The organism is Paenibacillus polymyxa, assembly GCF_018614975.1.
GTDB lineage: Bacteria > Bacillota > Bacilli > Paenibacillales > Paenibacillaceae > Paenibacillus > Paenibacillus polymyxa_E.
In genome coordinates this window covers 92,646-110,693 of sequence record NZ_JAGGNR010000021.1, presented here as the reverse complement: position 1 = coordinate 110,693, position 18,048 = coordinate 92,646, and the positions used below count along the sequence as shown (strand labels likewise).

General features: G+C 43.8%; 17 protein-coding genes and 3 pseudogenes. 17 read left to right on the top strand and 3 right to left on the bottom strand.

The window, feature by feature from the left end; genetic code table 11:
* Positions 1-775 precede the first annotated feature (775 nt).
* Both J7E78_RS18685 and J7E78_RS18680 read left to right on the top strand, forming a co-directional pair.
* A complete protein-coding gene (locus tag J7E78_RS18685) occupies positions 776-1,855 on the top strand; it encodes a hypothetical protein (protein WP_215077689.1) in 1,080 nt (359 codons plus the stop codon).
* A 232-nt stretch (positions 1,856-2,087) separates the two neighbouring features.
* A complete protein-coding gene (locus tag J7E78_RS18680) occupies positions 2,088-3,008 on the top strand; it encodes a tyrosine-type recombinase/integrase (RefSeq protein WP_215077688.1) in 921 nt (306 codons plus the stop codon).
* Between the two features lie 270 nt (positions 3,009-3,278).
* Here J7E78_RS18680 and J7E78_RS18675 read toward each other — a convergent pair whose 3' ends face one another.
* Complete coding sequence (locus J7E78_RS18675; RefSeq protein WP_397330596.1) at positions 3,279-4,208, bottom strand: L-lactate dehydrogenase; 930 nt, start codon at positions 4,206-4,208, stop codon at positions 3,279-3,281.
* A gap of 288 nt (positions 4,209-4,496) precedes the next feature.
* Here J7E78_RS18675 and J7E78_RS18670 point away from each other — a divergent pair, with 288 nt between their 5' ends.
* Positions 4,497-5,774, top strand: coding sequence for a WD40/YVTN/BNR-like repeat-containing protein (locus J7E78_RS18670; RefSeq protein WP_215077686.1), 1,278 nt, complete (start codon positions 4,497-4,499; stop codon positions 5,772-5,774).
* A gap of 148 nt (positions 5,775-5,922) precedes the next feature.
* Positions 5,923-6,132, top strand: coding sequence for a hypothetical protein (locus tag J7E78_RS18665; RefSeq protein ID WP_215077685.1), 210 nt, complete (start codon positions 5,923-5,925; stop codon positions 6,130-6,132).
* Positions 6,133-6,559: 427 nt separating this feature from the next.
* Here the strand turns inward: J7E78_RS18665 and J7E78_RS18660 are convergent.
* Positions 6,560-7,006, bottom strand: a pseudogene (locus tag J7E78_RS18660) (MBL fold metallo-hydrolase); the annotation flags it as partial.
* Positions 7,007-7,248: 242 nt separating this feature from the next.
* On the bottom strand, positions 7,249-7,518 hold the full coding sequence (locus tag J7E78_RS18655; RefSeq protein ID WP_215077684.1) for a WGxxGxxG family protein: 270 nt from the start codon (positions 7,516-7,518) through the stop codon (positions 7,249-7,251).
* 146 nt (positions 7,519-7,664) lie between these two features.
* Here J7E78_RS18655 and J7E78_RS18650 point away from each other — a divergent pair, with 146 nt between their 5' ends.
* From J7E78_RS18650 to gerQ, 13 genes and pseudogenes are all read left to right on the top strand, one after another.
* The gene (locus J7E78_RS18650; protein WP_215077760.1) at positions 7,665-8,183 is read left to right on the top strand and encodes a DUF3231 family protein; all 519 of its coding nucleotides are present in this window, start codon (positions 7,665-7,667) and stop codon (positions 8,181-8,183) included.
* A gap of 544 nt (positions 8,184-8,727) precedes the next feature.
* A pseudogene (locus J7E78_RS18645) lies at positions 8,728-9,172 on the top strand (class I SAM-dependent methyltransferase); the annotation flags it as partial.
* 796 nt (positions 9,173-9,968) lie between these two features.
* Positions 9,969-10,325: a phosphotransferase gene (locus J7E78_RS18640; RefSeq protein WP_215077683.1), complete on the top strand. Its 357-nt coding sequence runs from the start codon at positions 9,969-9,971 to the stop codon at positions 10,323-10,325.
* Position 10,326: 1 nt separating this feature from the next.
* A complete protein-coding gene (locus J7E78_RS30060) occupies positions 10,327-10,542 on the top strand; it encodes a phosphotransferase (RefSeq protein ID WP_215077682.1) in 216 nt (71 codons plus the stop codon).
* Positions 10,543-10,617: 75 nt separating this feature from the next.
* A pseudogene (locus J7E78_RS29450) lies at positions 10,618-10,824 on the top strand (class I SAM-dependent methyltransferase); the annotation flags it as partial.
* 74 nt (positions 10,825-10,898) lie between these two features.
* Positions 10,899-11,288, top strand: a complete 390-nt coding sequence (locus tag J7E78_RS18630; protein ID WP_251035133.1) for a hypothetical protein — start codon at positions 10,899-10,901, stop codon at positions 11,286-11,288.
* 41 nt (positions 11,289-11,329) lie between these two features.
* A complete protein-coding gene (locus tag J7E78_RS18625; protein WP_215077681.1) occupies positions 11,330-11,923 on the top strand; it encodes a C39 family peptidase in 594 nt (197 codons plus the stop codon).
* Positions 11,924-12,122: 199 nt separating this feature from the next.
* Complete coding sequence (locus J7E78_RS18620) at positions 12,123-13,217, top strand: collagen-like protein (protein ID WP_215077680.1); 1,095 nt, start codon at positions 12,123-12,125, stop codon at positions 13,215-13,217.
* A 351-nt stretch (positions 13,218-13,568) separates the two neighbouring features.
* Positions 13,569-13,964, top strand: coding sequence for a DUF2500 domain-containing protein (locus J7E78_RS18615; protein ID WP_215077679.1), 396 nt, complete (start codon positions 13,569-13,571; stop codon positions 13,962-13,964).
* 147 nt (positions 13,965-14,111) lie between these two features.
* Positions 14,112-14,861: an SDR family NAD(P)-dependent oxidoreductase gene (locus J7E78_RS18610; RefSeq protein WP_215077678.1), complete on the top strand. Its 750-nt coding sequence runs from the start codon at positions 14,112-14,114 to the stop codon at positions 14,859-14,861.
* Between the two features lie 204 nt (positions 14,862-15,065).
* Positions 15,066-16,751 (top strand): hypothetical protein, encoded by a 1,686-nt coding sequence (locus J7E78_RS18605; RefSeq protein WP_215077677.1) that lies wholly within the window; start codon positions 15,066-15,068, stop codon positions 16,749-16,751.
* Between the two features lie 160 nt (positions 16,752-16,911).
* Complete coding sequence (locus J7E78_RS18600; protein WP_076217086.1) at positions 16,912-17,334, top strand: cell wall hydrolase; 423 nt, start codon at positions 16,912-16,914, stop codon at positions 17,332-17,334.
* Between the two features lie 75 nt (positions 17,335-17,409).
* Positions 17,410-17,868, top strand: coding sequence for a spore coat protein GerQ (gene gerQ, locus J7E78_RS18595; protein WP_397330598.1), 459 nt, complete (start codon positions 17,410-17,412; stop codon positions 17,866-17,868).
* The last annotated feature ends 180 nt before the right edge of the window (positions 17,869-18,048 follow it).

Sequence of the window (18,048 nt, the reverse complement as noted above, 5' to 3'; positions counted from 1 at the left end):
TACTTCGTATTTTCATATACACCTCTAGCTGTATAAAGAGAAAAGGAAGAGCCATATCATGCGATGTGGCTCTTTTACATGCTTGCATATCGTCGAATTAGACAGGATAAGGCAGGAAGATACAGCGGAAAAAGACGAAAAGACCTCTCATTTTCTTGACTTCGGATAACAAGACATTGAAGCTGTTATTCACACAAAATTAGGCTCATAAAAACTGCGCATAATATAAATTATACGCAGTTTTGTTTTAAATCGATTTTCTTATTCAACCACGTGCAACAGATCATGAACATTTTCGCTAAAAAAGAACAAAATAAGTGATCTTCAAAAATAAATTTAATCAAGCAATGCGATAACGTGTAGAATTCGATGGGGTTTATAGGTGATCGATAAGATGCGGGTATTATCGTGGCTCTGTTCTCGGGGTCATCTCGTTGGGACAGTTGGCGGAGCTTACAAACATCGGAACGTTTTTTTGCTTGGTTGAGCATCGGATTGATTATCTGCTTTGCGTATGGACGGCATTACAGTCATCTGAATCTGGCACGCCGGATCTCCAGTGCTATGAGAGCGAAGGATAAATATATGGATTTTTTATAGCAAGATAAAAAGGGGGGGGGGATAACAGCAGGGGAGGGTTGGAATTTTCTTCATATATGGGTAAGTAATAAGGGGCGTAACGAACTTAATCACGAGGGCGGGGTTGCGGCCAAGCCAAATATGAAATATATTTGGGGATGTGACATGCCATCAGACATAAGAGAGGGGATGTATCATGAACACACCATTACATACGAATTCAGAGCATCAAAATGCAGCCTTTGGATTTGCTTTGGCTGACTCAACCGTACTTGCGGAGGCTCAGTTGCTTGTTTCACATTCAGAGGCTCCACAAACCTTACAGTTAGATCTGGATCCGCAGCGCCTTCTGAAGGATGGACGTAAAGTATCGGTCATTGCACAACCGTTGGCTTCACCCGTGAATCGTCAAGATGCCAATATCATCTATGGTCAGGAGCTCACATACGTGCAGTATGCTGTTAACCTGAAACCGGATAGCACGATCTCCATTGCATCTATTGAAGGCGTTGAACAGCTTGTTAATCTGGGTTGGTCAGCATTTACAGAAGGGGAATATGAACTTCGAATCTCCCTGCATCTGAAAACACCACGTATTGCTGAAGGTACACTCGAACCTGAACAACTTGCAATGGTTAAGTATGCGCAAGTTATCACCGTATATATATCGCTTTTCCCGGCAGAAGCAGCGTCGTTGAATTCACCATCTCAAGCTGTGTGGAGCAGAAACCATCATGTGTTTGACTCCTACGGCAGAGGAGGGTTTATTCTCGCTGACTTGCCTCGACTCGCTAAGCGTGTGGAGGAACTGATTGGACCAGGTAACCATAATCTGATCGAGCAATTTGCCGAAGGAGATCTGTCGGATACGTTGCTGGAAGAGGGGCTGATGGCAATCGCCTGGGGCGTGACTCCATGGTGTTATTCACTCTATTCTGCACCAGATGAGCAGTCTGCTCGAATACTTGCCTTGGACAAGCTGGGCGATAAACCTGAACGGCAAGGGATCTACCGTATTGATTCGTCCATTCAACAATTAAGTATCGTACCTGCGAATGAGCTGGCTTACTGGCCTGCCTGCGTTCAGAACGATTGGCCTGTCATTGATGTGGCGGGTGAAGGCGAGACGTTGCACATGGATTTATATACTCAGATCTGCGAATCCGTGAATGGTCTGCACGAGAATCCATTGCCATCTTTTGTACTCACCCGTAGTCAGGGCAAACCCGAAGCGATCATCCCGCTGATTGACGTTGTCATTGTGGATGAAGCGTAGGGGCTCTGCTTTATAATAAATATATAAATTGAACTAATCATTTACACGAAAACGGAGAGGACAGAAAGAACCTGAAAAAGCGAAGCGTTCGCCTTTATCCACGGATTTTCCCCTTGAGAAAAGGGAATCAAAAAAATCTGGGGATAACAGCGATTGGAAGGTTGTTCTGTCATCGCAGTGCCCGTGTAAATAATCTTAGTCAATTTTAACCGAATCGAGGTGACGTAGACAGATGATGACCGAGGAGATTCAGGAGCAATATGCGGACGAGCTAGAAGCTTTTCACATATGGATGAAGGATGCCGGATATACAGGCCATACGGTAAAATCATACACGGGTGACGTAGTGGAATTCCTGGTCTCCATTCAAGGGAAGTCACTGGAGCAGGTCAAAAAGCTGCATGTGTTGTCTTTTCTGTCCCGTGCCCGGGAGCGTGGGGTTAGTGATGCCACGAGAAATCGCAAACATGCGGCGGTGAACTGTTTTTACAAGTCGCTCATTGAACTTGAATTGTTAACCAATAATCCGGCGTTTGGGATCAAAAAATCCAAAACCGAGAAAAACCGTGCGCCCGTTTTCCTAGATGAAAGTGGGCTGACACGTTTTCTGGAGTCGGTAGATGGGAAGTATCGCACACGTAATCTGGCTGTTTTTCTGCTGATGGGATATATGGGATTACGGGTTGGAGAAGTGCATGCTCTGGATTGCAAAGACTATAACGCGGAGCGGCGTACATTGGATGTATTTGGTAAAGGTCGTAAATGGCGCTCGCTTCCTGTACCGGAAACCGTGGCAGACGTGTTATCTCAGGCTATGGCTGAGCGTCTCGATCCTTGGCGGCCGAAAGAGGAAGCACTATTTGTCTCGCAAAAAGGGAAGAGACTGTCTATTCGCAGCATCCAGCTCATATCTACGGAAACCTTTGAACGCTTCCAGCAGGAATCACCAGCCAATCAACGTCAAAACTACTCCAGTCATAAGCTGCGTCACTCCTTCGCGACCATGATGTTACGGCGTGGAGCTGATCTGCGTACGGTGCAGGAGCTGCTAGGTCACGCATCAATTCAAACAACAACCGTGTATACTCACGTAACCAGCCGGGAGAAAGAAGAGGCTATGGCTCTGCTGGACGTTAAACTTCCGACATATTAAGAATGAGATAACGCTTATTAATTGAAAAGGAGTCTGTCCTGTGGACAGGCTTTTTTGTTTTCATTTGAGGAGCGAATTTTAAAACATAATAAATATTATGTAAACTTATATTCTGAGTAATAATAGTTACAATCAAAATTAAAACAAAGGGACCTATCTGAGCTTCTCTCTGGAAGACACAAATGATCCCTTTGGCTCTAAGACAGATCTGTTAATTCACAGCGGTTAACGTGCTTAATCGTTCACGACATGAATGATTACGTGGTCGGATTATTCCAATCCAGCGATTTGTTCTTTTAATTTGTTAGCAGATGCCTGGAAAGCCACTTTCTCGGTTTCATTCAGTGGAAGAGGCAGAATTTCACGCACACCGTTGCGATCAACAACACATGGAACGCCCAAATAAACATCCGATACGCCATTGTAGTCTTCAAGGTACGTGGACACGTTCAGAACAGAGCCTTCGTTGCCGAGAATTGCAGCTACAATACGGTCCAGAGCTAGGGCAATTGCATAGGAAGTTGCGCCTTTGGCATTAATAATCTCATACGCTGCATTTTTGGTCCGTTCAAAGATATCCTGCTGTGTTTCTTCATCCAGCTCCAGGTCTGTACCTGCAACGTTTGCGATGCTCCACACCGGCACTTCGGAATCTCCGTGTTCACCGATAATATGCGCGTGAATACTGCGTGGATCGATACCTTTGTTTTTACCAATAAGATAACGGAAACGTGCACTGTCCAGCAATGTGCCTGAACCAATTACACGGGAAGCAGGCCATCCGCTTTGTTTCCACGAAGTATAGGACAAAATATCTACAGGATTGGTTGCAATTAGTAAAATACCATGAGAATTCACTTCAGTAATACGCTCAATAATATCTTTGAAAATGCTTGCATTTTTCTTCAGCAGATCAATCCGGGTCTCGCCCGGCTTCTGGGAAGCACCGGCTGTAATAATAATGATATCCGCATCTTTGCAGTCGGAGTAATCGCCAGCCCATACTTTCACACCACCGGTAAACGGAAGACCGTGGTTCATATCCAGCATTTCGCCGGTTGCTTTATCATGATTCACATCCACAAATACCAACTCGGACGAACGCTGTCTCAACATTAGCGTGTATCCCGTTGTTGTTCCCACCGCACCCATGCCTACAATTACGACACGACTTGGCTTCAAAGTTGTATTGCTTGTCACGTTCATATCATCTCCTTATTGAGTTGCACTCCCATCCATATTAAGGGATTTGGGCACATAAAGCGAGTGTTGTCTATAAAATACATCACAGTTCATGTTTTTATACCAATTATTCCGTCGAAAAACAGTTCAGGATGAAAAGGGTTGAAGGACAGGCTATGAGTGGGTAATGAGCCTTTACACATGGTTTGTGGTAGAATAGGAGCAGTGGATTCTGATGAATCGTAAATAAAATGCCATTGGACAGGCATGTACGCCTGTATAATGGATGAGAGAGGTGGAACCCACTTGCGTTCACAATGGATTAAAATCGCGCAGACAGCATTGCTGTCTATAGGTATAGTAGCCTTACTGACTGCCTGCACCGACTCAGATCAACCTCCGGAAGCAGAACCTCCGCAGCAGCAGGAGGACGCCGGGAATACAGGGCAGACATTAACTGTCGTTCCCCCTGTGAATAGTACAGAATCTGCAGATATGGCCAAGTACCAAATACAGACACGTTTGACCGATTTTCAGTTGCTCAATGACAACGGAGGATTGGCGTGGGGGGTGACGCGGAATGCGCTGCGCCTGTACTACACTCAGGATCAGGGAAAGACCTGGACCAATATTTCACCTTCGGAAAATGTTCAATTTCCGGCTAACCCTAAATATGGACAAAGCATTTATTTTGTAGATCGTGCGCACGGTTGGATTGTTCGTGAAGGCATGGGTGGAACAGATACCATGGTGCTTCGCACCAACAATGGGGGCGTAACTTGGAGTCTGTCTTCTCTGTCCAAGACGGATAAAGTGACTGCGATCTCATTTGTATCTCCTGAAAAAGGCTGGATTCTTACCACGGTGGATACCGCTATCGGTAAACAGGAGAAGAAACTCTACTTTACCGAGGACGGTGGAATTACCTGGAACCGCATGTCATCCAGTGATGAAGACGGCAAACAGGAAGCAGAAGAGATTTCCAAACGTGGATACACAACGGGTATGACTTTCTCAGATCCAAAGCATGGTTTCTTAACAGCGCTTGAGTTCGGTACACCGAAGTTGTATGTAACATCAGACGGTGGAGAGAACTGGGATACTGGACCATCTTTCTTTGATCGAAACAAATTCAACGGGTGTGGTAATTTCAGTGTTAGTTCACCACAATTTTTTGGACGTGAAGCAAAGTCAGCCTGGATGTCAATGTCCTGTTCCCAAGGGGAGAGCACGACATTTAATGGATTCTTCACCTCAGATGGAGGAAAGAGCTGGAAGCTGTCGAATTTCACTTTGAATAAACAAACGGGTGCGAATCGCAACCTTTCACCGGTATTTCTGAACGCTTCGGAAGGTTGGGCAATGCAAAAGGGCATAACCTACCACACCAAGGATGCGGGCAAAACGTGGAGTGCTCTTCCTGCAAGCAGTGTACTGGAGAAAATTCTCGAAGACTATCCGGAAATTGTGAAGATTCAGATGGTTACCCCCAAGCTTGGCTGGATATTGGTTGAAAATACAGATGCGAAAAGATCATTGTTATTGCAAACGGTGGACGGCGGTGTACATTGGAAAGTGCTTTAATAGTAAGGTGTTATCGATCTGAATAGATAGGAGAAGGAAGAGGAGCCTAAGGGTTCTTTTTCTTTTTTTGCTTAGTTTGTGAAATAAATCACAAATAAATCCTCTAGAAGGTGATATATTTAACTCAACAAGAGAAGGAGTGATGAAGATGAGAACCAACGGTCAGACTCAATTCACGCAGGCGGATGAATTAACCAGATATATGCTTCAATTATGCTACACATGTGACGATGCGAATCGTTGTACGACAGAGGAAGCGGTGAAGGCTTGCATGGCAGAACACGCACGGGCAGAACAGCCCGAACCAGCCGAAGATGGAGATGTAACTCGCAGTTTTATGGACTTGATGTACGCTTAGTAATCAAAACTGATCAAGTAAAACTGATATCAACGTTTTGCCCCCAACAGGGGGCTTTCTTATTTAATGGCAAGGTGTCCATGCACAAAAGTAAACTTAGATAAAGGTGACTTAGCCCGCTGGTTTAAAGCCGCTAGCGGGCGGTTCTCATTCATGATTAATAACTTATAGCAGTGCCTCCAAGAATAATCACAAGGTGTAAAGGACAAACTTAAACTTGATCATTAAATAGATGGTCAGATGCAACACACACAACACGGAGCTATTTTTAGCTCCGGTACCTACTCCCAAATCTCTACTAAAAGGGCCTTACTGAATAAATCTGGAAGGCCCTTTGTTGTTTACATATATGAACAAGAACATGGTCCTTAAGTGTTTTGGACAACGCAATAATACCGCAGCCAAACACTATGCTCGAAGAAAAAAATTAGTTTACATACTTCCCATAATCCGGTACGGTAATGCGGTCAAATTCATTAACCAATTTTTTAGGCTTGTTGTTAGTAATTCACCAGACATCGGTAGTCCATGGCCAGTTACAGCAACCAATGGCTTTAAACTCTTCAGTTTAACAACAGATTGCTTTGCAGCTTCCCAATCTGTTGTCAAATAGCGAGGGGGGGCCACTTATCTCCAATTCCTGATTAAATACTTTATACATATACTCTTGTTTTACAGTAGCGAAGGCATCACCTGCGATTAATGCTCCGTCACTTTCCCTAAACAACGAAACATGACCGGGAGAATACCCTGGGGTATGAATCCATCTAAATCCTGGCATATGGGGTACAGTTCCGTTCGAAGGTAACGTTTGTACATGACTTCCAAGGTTAATTGGTTCATTGGGAAAAGATGGGGACATCTTCGCTACCAAATATAATCTGTACTTATCCGACTTCCGTAGCCTCCGCAGATGGATATATATAAACAAACTGTCAATGGACAAGAGTAGCGCATCTTGCATTCATGTCGCTGTACAAGCAGCTTCCTGGAGGAAACAATGGAAAACTGCAACCGTTGCGAAAAGAAACGATTGCTAATAGTTAAATCAAATAGAGGGAGATAAACTTCTCCCTCTAATAATCCTGGTCTGTCTAGCGACAATAATATAGTCTGTTATCGATTGGAATGATCGGATACTCTTTTACGCATTCCCGCTAAACCTAGTAATCCAAGTAAGCCCAGCCATCCCCAGTCCATTCCATCATCGTTATCTGTTGCGTTTGCTCTTACACTGTTTGATTGATAATTAGAACTGTTATTTTGGTAGGTGTTAATACTTCGTGCATCTTGGGTTGCTTCATTTACACCATGAGCAGATGCAGGAACAGCCAGTGCTCCTAATAAACAAATGGATACAACAAAAGTGTTTATTTGTTTATTCATAAAAGTTCCCTCCTGTATATGTGATGAAGTTAATTTCTCCAAAAATCAGTTCCGTATACCATCGGTATTTTATTATTTATGAATATGTTTCTCATGAAATTGGAACTATACTTTGGTGGTAATTAAAATATGAAGGAGCTGTTATGATGGGAATATTAAGTGGTAATCCAAAAAATGAACCAATGCATTACGGTGAAATCTTCAGCGTATGGCAATGTTCAACGGTTGCGAAGGGGGCTCTTTCCTTTTACCAAGCATTTTTTAATCATGCAGGAGATAAAGATTTGAAAAAAATATTGGAGGCACTGATTGATCAAGCTAAACTTGAGATTAAAGAGTGTGATACCCTTCTCACTGATAACGGAATTGCACCAACGCCAGTTTTACCAGAAAGACCTCCAGTAAAACTGGAAGACATTCCTGTTGGTGCAAGGATTACAGATCCTGAGATTGCAGCAAGTATTGCTTCTGATACTTCAATGGGATTGGTTGCTTGTAGTCAAGTTATGGGTCAATCCATTAGAGAAGATATTGGAGCTTTATTTGCGAAATATCACGTTACTAAAACCGCTTTAGGCCTTCGTATTCTCCAAATGAGTAAAGAAAAAGGGTGGCTTATTCCCCCGCCTCTTCAAGTGAAAAGACCCGAAGCTGTGGAGGCATAAAAATGATAAGAATTCCTGCTGACAATAAAAGTTAGCAGGAATTCTTATAAATTGTGGTGCTGGATTAATAAGTAACCACATATTGTTTATAGGACACCTCTCTCTAACTGCTCGATGCTTCCTCCCCGCTGTGGGCAGCGGGAGGAAGCATAATATGTTTACGTAATGTATAAATGATACTTTCTATAATCAAAACTCAGATGGAAAGCAATAAATAAGCTTGTACAACTACAAACGTATGTCAGCGAAAAGTATAGTAAGATGGACTTGATGTACGTTTAAGCTAACGATTCACGGAGAACGCTCCTGCGGGAGGGTTCTTTTTGATTTGAAGTGAAATGTATGCGCTTTTAAATGTACTTCGCAAATATTACAGCATGGTTTATTATAGAAATAATTAAGGTGATTTTCTCAAAATGTGGAATTGATTTATTGGTTTTTTTAGTTTGGAGGACGATGAGAGGGATAAGAGTTCTGTTGTTAGAACAAATATGATTGGCGGTAATCAGGCCGCTGCGATCTCGGTCGATATGGATAAGTGCAATGGGGGACGGATCTATCGGAGAATCAAATTGAAAAAACAAAACAAATTTTATCATGCTATGGTCTTTTTGCAACTTTAATCTGTTCACCTATGGAAGAAGAATGTAATATACCCAAGGATTATTTTGACAGCGTTTATTCGATATATGCGATCGGCTGGACAACCGATCTGAAAGGGACTTTTCTCGAGACTGCTTCCTACCTTAAGAAGGACAATGTGTTGCTGCAAAAATGTTACTTTGATGAATCTTGGTACACAGTAACTCTTGGCGACAGTAAGCTAGCATTATCGGATCGTAAACTATCAACCTTGTAAATGCATTGGCAAAAGCGGGATTTGTCATTGAGGAATCTGATGATGAATTGATGCAACTGCAAAATGATGATTTTGCCATAAAGCAAAAATGGTCCCTGTAACTTTTGTGATAAATGCACAAAAACTATAGTAGAACGATAAGGGGAGTAGCCAATGAAGATTAATCGAACATATTACTATGTTTATAAAGCAATTACTTGTTTTCTGTCACTCGCTTTGGGTTAGTGGTCATGACAAACCAGTCAAATGAAATGGCTTATAACGTTGGTCTTGTCCAGAAGGTGTTTGGAAGTTGTTTCAGCACGAATTCCGTTGAATCTGAGAGTGGAGGATATTATCAAAGTTTCCATTCCTTATAATAACTTTTTGCCCGTATCCAATTTAACGATAAATTGGATCAAAGCATCTTTTATTGCTCTTGCATTAGCCGTCCTGCTCAGCTTGAGCGCGATAATTGGCTATTTTATTCGGTTATCCAAATACAAAAAAACTGGGAAAGACCAGGTACGGGATTTGATAAGTATCATATTGCCATTAATATCGCTAGTCTGGCATTAATTTTGAATACGATCCTATTGTTCATGCGCGCCTTAGGCTTTGCCCCTTATTCTTCGTTACGCATACATCTCATCTTGAACCTGCTTTATGTTATTCTAGCTGTGGCGTATCTTGTCTTGTTGATCTACAAACTGCTGAAAAGAAGCTGTAGTAAAAAGCAAAAGGCGGTATACATCATGTCGGGCATGTTGGCTTTCCTATTTGCTGCTTTTATTATGGGATGGGATTTGTACTTTTAGAGCAGAATTATCGACAGATAATCGTAGTCATATCCATTATTCACATTATACGTGCTATTGGCGTATGATCTGATATTTTCAACGGGAACTTTATCAGAAAGGGCATGAGATAGTAGAAAGGATGAAACCATGAATATTCAGAATCTCCCAATTGAAATAAAAGAACATATAGGGAAAGTTCAGAAGATCACTTTTCCTAAGCAAGGTCATACTTCTACTGTGGCTATTCTGGATACGTGCGACCAAAAGTACATCATCAAGAAAACAGAAAACGATCTTTATAATGAATGGTTATCCGATGAATATCAGGTGCTCCAATACCTTTACCATACGGGACTCCCTGTCCCAAAGGTATATTCATTTCATAGGGAGGACACATCGAGATGGCTTCTGATGGATTATATTGATGGAATAAGTTTAAGAGAATTTCTCTCTAAGATGCCTGACCTCCAAAGTAAAGAAAAAGCGATTTTTAACTTTAGATAATGTGCTAGTTAAAGAATGTAATATTGTTGGAATTATTGACTGGGCAGGTACCGCTTATGGCGATCCAAGATATGATGTAGCTTTAGCCATTAGACCGAAACAGAATGCGTTTGATAATGAAAAAGATAGAGAAATATTTTATAACGGATATGGAAAGTTAAGAATAACGGATGAAGGATACAATTATTATGAAGACGGGATATATAACTTCTTTTAATATGCTATAAATCATGTTCTTCAACGCATATCCAATCTCTTTAGAAGGAGTCGAGTAAATGAGCCCTCCAAAACATATGCCATAGGTTGGACAACCGATCTTCAAGGTACTTTCAGCCGAATCGCTTCTTATTTAAAGAAAGATGGCATTTTTATTTTCAGCTGGTCTTATCCAATTCATAGATGTGTTGTTGAAGAAAACGATAGATTTGTTTTTAATAAGCCATATTCTGATGAATCGTGGTATGTGGTGTCTCCTGATTTTTGTCAGGGTGAATTAACCTTTGTGATTAAAGCGAGAAAACAACGATCTCTTCGCTTGTTCGGAAACAGCTTCCCGAATTTGACGTCTTTGATATGGATATCATCGATAACGTGGATTGGCAGATTGCCAAAGAGAATTGGCTGAGGATTGCGTATAGCATATCCTTAAGTGGACGAGGAACCGTTTTATGTGGAACGATGGTTCCGGAAAACATTTCATCGTCCGATTACATAGATCGATTTGATCGAATTCTATATATGAATTTGCATTGTGACGATGTTACTCGCGAGACGCGTTTAAGAGCTCGTGGGTGGGACAAGAATCTGATTGAAGATCACAAAAATTTTGCCAACTGGTTACTCCATAATTCGGAAACTGCGTTTGATCCGCCAATGCAAACAATTGATACGACAGAACTTGCAGCAGCGGGAGTAGCTGAACAAATTAAAGAATGGGTTTTAAAAAACTGGTGCGAGGAATGAACATCTAACAGACATCTTGATGAGACGAAGGAGGTCACGAATTGTTTCTCAATGTATTACTTTGGTTGATTATCCTCTGGGTGATCTCCCTTTATTTCAGTTTTCCTAAGAAAGATCGCATGTACCCAGTCAATGTGCCAAGCACATATTACATTCAATCTTCAAATCGGTTGGATATTCAGAAAAACTACGAATGCGCTGCATTTTCCAGTGCGTTTGTCTTAAGACACTTCGGTTTGGAGTCCAACGGAACAAAGCTTTATGAAACCTATCCTCGCAAATTACTGGATGGAACCGTATATCCGAAAGCGGTTGTTGTTTTTTTCAGGAAGCTAGGATATCGGGCAATGTACTTACGTGGTAATGTGAATACGTTGAAGAAACAGATCAGCAAGGGTGTGCCTGTTATTTTATTTATTAGAGTACATCCCAAACAACGTTATTTGCATTTTGTTCCTGTCGTTGGCTATGATGAAACACATTTTTACTTGGCTGAATCGCTAGATCACAAGATTAATTGCGATGAAGAATATTACAATCGAAAAATAAGCATAAGTGAACTGAACTCGTTATGGAGGTCATGGTTGCCCTTTTGTCAAAACTCATATATCGTCGTCCATCCGATGCAGATTTAAGACGGCTCTCTTTCAAAGGACAAAATATACTCAATTAATGGTTATGAACAATTTAGATCAACCATATGGGCGGTATGATATCAATTTTATTGTTTTTCCTGGAGATAAGCTGAGTTTTTTACTAAAATGGTTGTTCGTCCACGCATCTATTCATCTACATACGTACGTTAAACTATGTCTATAGGGAGGTGTTCATACTGTGAGTCATTCAGAAGTGAAGAAGTGTATGAAGAGAAAAAAGGCAACATTACATCCATGTAAAGTTAAAAGAAAAGAACGCCGAGTGAAAGTGGTTAAAAAGTTCGTTCAAGTAAAATGTCCGCCTCCAGAAGTGAATATATCTACCCCTACTGTTGTTGGCCCAAGAGGACCACAAGGTTTACAAGGTATTCAAGGTAAACAAGGGGTTGAAGGACCACCAGGAGCTCAAGGACCAGCAGGGGGGCCACCTGGACCACAAGGACCTCAGGGACAGCCTGGTCCTGCTGGAGCGGTAGGCGCTCAAGGTCCGGTCGGACCTGCTGGACCCATGGGAGCACAGGGGATTCCGGGAGAAGCAGGGGCTGTAGGGCCACAAGGCCCTCAGGGTAATCCCGGACCTGCTGGAGCGATTGGACCTCAAGGTTTTCCTGGCCCCGCTGGAGCTGTTGGGCCAACGGGTGCGACAGGAGCAGCTGGAGCGGCAGGTCCAGCAGGCCCAGCCGGTGAAGCAGGAGCGGTAGGCCCCGCTGGAGCAGTAGGTCCAGCAGGCCCAGCCGGTGCAACAGGAGCGGCAGGCACTGCTGGAGCAGTAGGCCCGACAGGTGCGACAGGAGTAGCTGGTCCTGCTGGAGCCACGGGAACTACAGGTGCAACAGGAGCAACAGGAGGCGTACTGGGATTTGCTGACTTTTTCGCACTGATGCCACCTGATAATGCTGCAACGGTTGCTCCCGGTACAGATGTAAGCTTTCCTCAGGATGGGCCAACAAGTGGAACAACTATCGCACGCACGGGGCCTAGTTCCTTCAATCTGGCAGCCATTGGTACGTATCAGATTTTGTTCCAAGTGAGCATCGATGAAGCGGGTCAATTAATCCTAACTCTCAATGGGGCAGATCTGGCTCCCACAGTAGCTGGGCGAGCAACAGGAACGTCGCAGATTGTAGGTATAGCTTTGGTACAGACAACTGTGATTAATTCGATCTTGACCGTACGGAACCCGGCTGGTAATGCTGCTGCATTAACAATTACGCCACTTGCAGGCGGAACTAGACCTGTATCGGCACATCTTGTGATCACACAATTAGCATGAATCCGTTAACAGGCTAGGCTAATTTTCCTCAGCTTTATTAAATATGCATCCACAACGGTAACATGGGTTTGCTTGAACTGAGGTAGCAGTCCTTTACTCAGGGCTGTTATCTCAGTTGGAGCTGATGTTGTACATAGTTTGGTTATATATGATGACAGAAATATTATCAGCAATGTTTCGATAGCGGACAAGCGTCATTCAATGAAGCTTGCCGTATTCATTTACTAATTCTTTGATTTTATTGCTCAATTATTTAATTGAATTAACAAGTTCCGTGTCCGTCCGCATATACATTACAGGAGACGGGTCAAGACTCCGGCTGTCCTAAGTTGTATGAACGGAGGGAGAGACATGGGCATTGAATCATCCTGGATGTTTGATTTGTTTGGAACCGTCTTTCCGGTTGTATTTGTTCTGATTATAGGTATAGTCCTTCTGTCGATGGGAAAAGAGGTATGGAGGTGGGGACGCAACAACTCGGAGCCACTATTGACCGTGCCTTCACGAATCACCAGCAGACGGATGAAGATGAGTCAGTCGCAATCTGCTGAACCGGGCAGTACAGCACGAACGTTATACTACGTCACCTTTGAAGTAGAAAGTGGAGATCGGCTTGAATTCAAAGTCAATGGCGAAGAGTATGGTTTGTGCGCTGAGGGAGATGAAGGACGGCTCTCTTTCAAAGGAACACGTTATGTAGGCTTCGAGCGATATAATCGCGTATATTCTGAACGCCTGCGTGGTTAAACTGAGCAGCTTGCGCCAGGATGGCGTGAGCTTTTTTTGATTATTTGCTGGACAAGCGTTTCTTAATGGGGCTAACGTGTTTTTATATAAGAAGAGGCTTAATGAGATTATGATCGAAGGATCATTACAATAGAGGAGGCAATGAATATGTCATTTACAGATCAGGTCGTTGTTGTAACCGGCGCGGCTCAGGGAATAGGACGAAGTGTGGCTGAGGCTTATGCAGTCGCTGGAGCCAAAGTTGTACTTGCTGACCATAAGGAAGCCGAGGGTGCCGCAGCCGCAGCTTCCATTCGTAATGAAGGAGGAGAAGCCATCTTTGTTCAATGTGATGTTCGGAGCGAGCAGGATATTACGAATCTTTTTCTTACAACCGTGGAAGAATTCAAGCAAATTGATGTTTTGGTGAATAATGCAGGACTCACCAAATGGAAATCACCCTATGAGTTAACACTGGAAGAATGGGACGATGTACTCAATACCAACGTAAGAAGTTGCTTTTTGGCGAGTCGTGAAGCAGCCAAACATATGAAAGGCAATGAACACGGGGGTGCCATTATCAACATGGCTTCTACCCGTGCACTAATGTCTGAGCCGGATACCGAAGCCTATGCTGCCTCCAAAGGGGCAATTGTGGCTCTGACGCATGCGCTGGCAGTCTCACTGGGCAAAGACCAAATTCGGGTCAATTGTATCAGTCCGGGATGGATTGAGACGGGTGACGTGGATAAATTGAAAAAGGAGGATCATGAACAGCATCCCTCCGGTCGTGTGGGTGTTCCTTCGGATATCTCCCGTGCTTGTCTATATTTATCTGACCCAAGCAATACCTTTGTCACAGGGACCAACCTCGTTATTGATGGAGGCATGACCCGAAAAATGATATATGAGGACTAGAACCGGGATCGAGCCGGGCGAGCCCTAAGCTGTCCCAACTTAAGAGTAATAAGCCCAAGTTAAGCACTTGGGCTTATTTGTTTTTAATAACTCGGTTGCTATAATAAATGTGATTTTACAACAGTAGAGGAATGGAGGGAGTATATGTTCGGGAAACAATCCCGGAAGGTATTTTGGCTGTTACTGCTGATCGGAGGGATGATAATGATAGGGAACGAGTCACCTGCTGAAGCTGACGGCGCAGATATACGGGCGGCCTGGGTATGGCAGGCACAGTCTGTTAGCAACGGAGATGAGCTGTTGGCCAATGCAGCTAAACATAAGATAAACAGGCTGTACGTGAATGTAGACATAACGCTGTCCAAGGAGGTATACCAGACGTTTATAGCCAAAGCAAGCCGTGCGGGTATTGCGGTTGAAGCGCTGGGAGGCGATCCATACTGGGCACTCAGTGGCCGTGAAGGTCCCATGATCAGATTAGCGTCGTGGGTAAGTGACTACAATCGAGCTGCTGAGCCCAACGAGCAATTTGATGCCATACATCTGGATATCAAGCCCTATGTGTTACCAGCTTGGCAAGAAGATGCCAAGCCACTGGTACAATCCTGGGTGGCCAATATGAACCTGTTATTTGAGCAAGTGAGACAGGATGGCGCGGTTGCCGTGAATATTGACCTGCCATTTTGGCTGGATTCCTATACCATCACAGGGAATAGAGTTTCGGAGGATGCAGATAACGAACCATTGTCACGTTGGTTCATTGAACGAGTGGAGCATGTCACTTTACTCGCTTACCGTGATAACGCGCAAGGGAACAATGGTATTATACGTTTAATTGAACAGGAAATGAACTGGGCTGACGCCAGCAATGTGAGTGTCACCGTTGGGCTGAACACCAAACCAATGCCTGGCGAGGAATTCACAACATTTGCTGGTAAAGGTGCAACCCAACTGGAAAGCGTTATTGAAGAAGTTGCCTCCGCATTCAGTGAACATACTTCTTACGCCGGTTCTGCTGTACATGACATTGTATACTGGGGACAACTGGAGCCGTCAGAACTGCCATCACCGGAGATTCCATCCAATCCGCAAGAGATTCGGGGAACGTATATCTGGGAGGCCTCTCAGGTGACGAATGATGGGGGAGAGCACATACTAGCGTTTGCTAGAGAGCAGAATATTAACTGGTTGTATGTTCGGTTAGATCTGGATCAACCCTATTCCAGTTACCGCAGTTTTGTGAAACGCGCACAAGCGCAGGGCATTGAGATCCATGCAATGGGTGGACACCCGATCTGGGGCAAGAAGGAGAATCGTCCACGCATTAAGCGTTTGATTGATTATGTGAAAAACTATAATGCTGAATCCGAGCCGGATGAACGATTTGAAGGCATCCATCTGGATATTGAGCCTTACACATTGCCAGAATGGGAGAATAATCGGGACACCCTGTTGACGGAATGGGCTGCCAACATTACATTTTTCCAGGAAGAAACGAAGAAGGACAGTGATCTCGAAACAAGCGCAGACCTTGCTGTATGGCTGGATAGCTTCGCGTTGCCAGGAAAGGATACATCTGTGACTGAATTTATGATCCGTACACTCGATCATGTATCGCTGATGGCTTTCCGTAACAACGCCGAAGGTTCCAATGGGATTGCTGCTGTTGTGAGTCAGGAGATGGAGATCGCGGATCGTTTGGGAAAAAGGATATTGATTTCGGTAGAAATGAAGCAGAACCACGAAGGCCCTCATATTTCTTTTTATGAAAAAGGGGCAGAGGAGATGGAACTTCAGCTTGCCAAGCTTCCGGATCTGCTGACCGAACATCAGGCTTACCAAGGCAACATTGTTCATGCCTATGATTATTGGATTGAAGCCAAGCCTTAAACAGGAGAGTATTATAAGAAACGAGTTGCTTCGGGACTTCACCTTGGGTGAGGTTCCGGGCTTTTTTTTATGGAAAAAAGATGGAATCGTGTCACCGAATGGGCTCCTGCACAATAGGATGTACGGTGATGAACAGCTGAAACAAGGGAGGAAACAGACTATGGCTGTTATTAAAGCCAACTCAGAGGACGTCAAGCTGCTGGCTAGACTCATGAGGGCAGAGGCTGAAGGTGACGGCGAACAGGGTATGTTGCTTGTGGGCAATGTAAGTGTGAACCGGGTGCTGGTGGATTGTCTGGATTTTAAGGATATTCGCGATATCAATCGTATGGTATTCCAGAATCCAGGAGGCTACGAGTCAACACAGAAGGGGTACTTTTACCAACGGGCAAGACAGTCCGAGATTCGTCTCGCACAACGGGTGATCAATGGAGAGCGCTTCTGGCCTGCCAGCAATTCATTGTGGTTCTTCCGACCTGTGGCCGAGTGTCCGGCAACGTGGTATGACCAGCAAAATACAGGACGTTTCAAAGCGCATTGTTTCTTCAGTCCTTCAGGCGAAGACTGTCCGGAAGTATATTAAATTTTGGGAGGAATCACAATGATTAATCAGCCTTATCAACCAACAACTCAAACACTGGGTCAGCAAGCGAATTCCGTGTTGGGTCAACAAGCCAATTCTCAGGTTCAAGGTACGTCTTACAAAATAGGCAACGGAATGCCTGCCATGTCACCAACGCCAGGGATGGTATCACCAAGCTCCACAAGTGTACCCCCACTCGTATCCAGTGGAAGCCCAATGACACCAACAGGTGCAGTGATTACAACAACGGCTCCACAGTTTGAGCAGTCATACATTGAGAATATTTTACGTCTGAATCTTGGTAAATTCGGTACATTCTACATGACATATGAAGGCAACAAAGAATGGAACGCTCGCATATTCCAAGGTGTCATTGAAGCAGCCGGCCGTGACCATATTATCATCAGTGACCCGAAGACAGGAAGACGGATCATGCTGTTGATGGTCAACTTCGACTATGCTACATTTGATGAGCCGTTGTTGTATCAATATCCGGGAGTGGTAGGCAATTACCCACAAGCCCCAAGCAGATGATCTGGCGCCTCATCATTTGGATTGATAACTGACATGTCTAACACATACTGATTTACTTCGCTGTCCTGAATGTGGAGGTAATCCGCAGACAGGACAGCTTTTTACATAAACATATATACGAAGATTACTATAGGTTTAGAGTCATACGTAACCTTTTGGTGATAACATGGCACTTATACA